The 2,923-nt window shown below is 32.2% G+C and carries 4 protein-coding genes, 1 tRNA gene and 1 pseudogene; all 6 read right to left on the bottom strand.

The window, feature by feature from the left end:
- A partial coding sequence (locus tag ACMUOV_RS06570; protein ID WP_413854306.1) for a hypothetical protein occupies window positions 1-311 on the bottom strand: 311 nt, incomplete at its 3' end.
- A 206-nt stretch (window positions 312-517) separates the two neighbouring features.
- A tRNA-Arg gene (locus ACMUOV_RS06565) sits at window positions 518-591 on the bottom strand.
- 23 nt (window positions 592-614) lie between these two features.
- Window positions 615-1,559 carry an RNA polymerase sigma factor RpoD/SigA gene (locus tag ACMUOV_RS06560; RefSeq protein ID WP_413854305.1) on the bottom strand — a complete coding sequence of 315 codons (945 nt, stop codon included), beginning with the start codon at window positions 1,557-1,559 and terminating at the stop codon, window positions 615-617.
- A 10-nt stretch (window positions 1,560-1,569) separates the two neighbouring features.
- Complete coding sequence (gene panD, locus ACMUOV_RS06555; RefSeq protein WP_413854304.1) at window positions 1,570-1,911, bottom strand: aspartate 1-decarboxylase; 342 nt, start codon at window positions 1,909-1,911, stop codon at window positions 1,570-1,572.
- A gap of 16 nt (window positions 1,912-1,927) precedes the next feature.
- Window positions 1,928-2,272, bottom strand: coding sequence for a TraR/DksA family transcriptional regulator (locus ACMUOV_RS06550; RefSeq protein ID WP_413854303.1), 345 nt, complete (start codon window positions 2,270-2,272; stop codon window positions 1,928-1,930).
- 16 nt (window positions 2,273-2,288) lie between these two features.
- A pseudogene (locus ACMUOV_RS06545) lies at window positions 2,289-2,923 on the bottom strand (arginine decarboxylase); the annotation flags it as partial.

Below are 2,923 nucleotides of genomic sequence, written 5' to 3'. Positions count from 1 at the left end.
GGAGCACCTTCAAGAATTATTTTGTCTATATTGGAATTATTTTTAAAAAAGGAAATTATTTGTTCTATGTTGCTTTGCGCATCATTGTTGTTATGCAAATCATTTATTACAACAACCAACGGAGTATTTTTTTTATATGAGTTATAAGTTACCTGACCGTAAGCGGAAAATAAATCCGATGTTGTCATTATGCTTGCGATAGTGTGTTTGTTGTTAAACAAAGTTGCATGCGATACATCGGCGAAAAGTCCGCTGCATACATTTGTAATAAAAAAACAAATAATAGTGCAAAAAGATATAAATTTAATCATAATAAATTATTACAAAATAAAATTAAAAAACACCTTTTTATATTATATCAAATTTATATCGGTATTTTATATGTTTTTGCTTTAATGTTTTGCCCTATAAAATAAGAAAACAGCAGCAAATTGAGAGTGTTTGCTTTTATCAATTTTTAAGACGACAAATTTATTTTTATACGGCGATTTTGGATTTTTTTGAAAAGTATTTTATATGCCCTGAAGAGGAGTTGAACCTCCAACCTTATCCTTAGGACGGATCTGCTCTATCCAGTTGAGCTATCAGGGCTTTAAACTTCAATTTATAATTTGTTATCTTCTTCTGTCGGTTAATCTTCTTCTTTCATTTACGACAGATGTTGCTTTATGTTGTCTTCTGTCGGTTTTAGTTCCTCTTTGGTCTAAAACCATTTTTTCAATATCGGCTTTATCGGCAAATTTAAGTCTTATAAATATTCCCTTTAATTTTTCAAAACATTTTAATTCTATTTGGCGCACACGTTCTCTTGATAAATTAAATCTTTCACCTATTTCCTCTAACGAAAAAGGACCTTCTCCGTCTATTCCGAAACGCATTCTTATAACCTGTTCTTCTCTTTCGGACAAATACTTCAATGCTTCTTGAACATTGTCAACAGTCCTAACCATCTCGCTTATTGCTTCCAACGGCTTGTTAATATTGTCCCGTAAAGTTTCTTTTTTTAATGTTCCTGTATCATCACCTATGGATGAATCAATTGAATCTATATTTTCCAAAGAATAAATGGTTCTGTTTATCGAGTCTGCCTGTTTCACAGAAATATTTAACAATTTAGCCATTTTTTTGATATCAGGGTCTTTTCCATGTTCTATAAAAAATTGATTTTTTATCTTTTTCCATCTGTTAATTTCATCTTGAACATGAGAAGGAACTCGTATCATTTTTGAATTATTTTCAATAGATTTTCTAATATATTGTTCTATCCAATATGTTGCATACGTCGAAAATTGAATTTCTTTATTAGGGTCAAATTTTTCAACTGCCCTTACAAGCCCCATATTTCCGTCGGCAACCAAATCCATATAATCCATATAAGTTTTTTTCGCAAATTTTTTTGCTATGGATAAAACTAATCTGTAATTAAGTTCAACAAGTCTGTTTACGGCACTTTTGTCTTTTTTTGCAGCTTGTTTCCAAAGTTCAACCAACTCTTCCTTTGTAGCCGGTTTTATATTTGAAACATCATTAAAGTAAGATTCTACCGAATCTGTTTCCACTGAATATCCTCTATACTTTTTCTATACATTTATTATTTTCATCTACAAAAATAATTTTGGGACTTATATGTTTATCAGTCAGTTCAAACCCCATAATTATAATAATTTCGTCTTTTTTTATCAAATGAGCTGCCGCACCGTTCATACAAATAACTCCGGAACCGGCTTTACCTGCTATAACATAAGTTTCAAGTCTTGCTCCGGAAGTATTGCTTACAACAAGTACTTTTTCCCCAACCCAAAGCCCTGATTTCTCTATTAAATCGGAATCTATTGTTATGCTACCGGTATAATTTAAATTAGCTTCGGTAACTTTAGCTCTGAATATTTTTGACCTCAAAACAAATCTCATTTTAAAATCCCCGTTTTTATTTCGTATTCTTATCGGCTTCTTCCTGGCATTCTTTACAATACCTTACCCAAGGAATTGCATTTAACCGTGCTTCCGATATTTTCTCTCCGCAACATTCACAAACACCGAAAGTTCCGTTTTCTATTTTACCTAATGCATTGTCTATTTCTTTTATTGCTATTGAACTTATTTGGTCAAGTTCGAATTGCATTTCCCTTTCACTGTTTTGTGTAGCTGTATCTGCTTCATCTCCGACTTCATGTTCTCCGCTTACCAATTTTCTTGAGTTAAGTTTATTCGTAGTAGTAACTTTTTTCTGTAACAATGCTTTTTTAAATTTTGCAAGCATTTTTTTATTCATTATCGTCCTCCTTTCGTTAATTTGCAAAAACTTTAACCATACTGAGTTTATCCCCTTCCTGCCCGCTTATCCTAACACCTTTTGCAACCATTTCAAGCAGATAGTCGCAAATTTCTTTTGATATTCTTTCTCCCGGTATAACAACAGGTATTCCCGGAGGATAAGGTGTTAAAACCTGTGCCGATACATGTCCTACGGATTTTGATAAAGGAATTTTTTTTATGTCGTGTGATAAAAAAACTTCTCTCGGTGTCATAACCATCTCCGTCGCAAGAGATGGAATTTTTAAAATCCAATTTTTTTGGCTTCCTTTATATTTTTTACTTATGTCTTTTAATGCAGTAACAAGCTTTTGAACATCTTCCATATCGGAACCTACACCCATAATTGCTATTAAATTAAATGTATCCGAACAGTCAACCTGAATATTGTATTCCTTAGCAAGAATGGAATCTATTTCGTATCCGGAAAGTCCGGTTTTTGTAACATTTATGGTAAGTTTTGTTAAATCCAAATCAAAATTTCTGTCTTTTATATCAGCTTTTGTTAAACATCTCATATTTGGAATCTTTTCGTTTATTTCTTTTCTTGCCCATTCCGCAGCTTCAATAACTTTATCGAACATTTCTTTTCCGTGCAAAACCGCTTGTC

This window comes from Candidatus Ruminimicrobium bovinum, from assembly GCF_902760015.1.
In the GTDB taxonomy this organism is placed as follows: domain Bacteria; phylum Elusimicrobiota; class Endomicrobiia; order Endomicrobiales; family Endomicrobiaceae; genus Ruminimicrobium; species Ruminimicrobium bovinum.
The sequence above is the reverse complement of the archived record's forward strand: the minus strand, read 5'-3'. Positions and strand labels throughout refer to the sequence as shown.

Excerpts from the sequence above, each read along its gene's own strand:
- panD (WP_413854304.1), bottom strand. The coding sequence starts at position 1,911 with ATGAGATTTGTTTTGAGGTCAAAAATATTCAGAGCTAAAGTTACCGAA.
- ACMUOV_RS06550 (WP_413854303.1), bottom strand. The coding sequence starts at position 2,272 with ATGAATAAAAAAATGCTTGCAAAATTTAAAAAAGCATTGTTACAGAAA.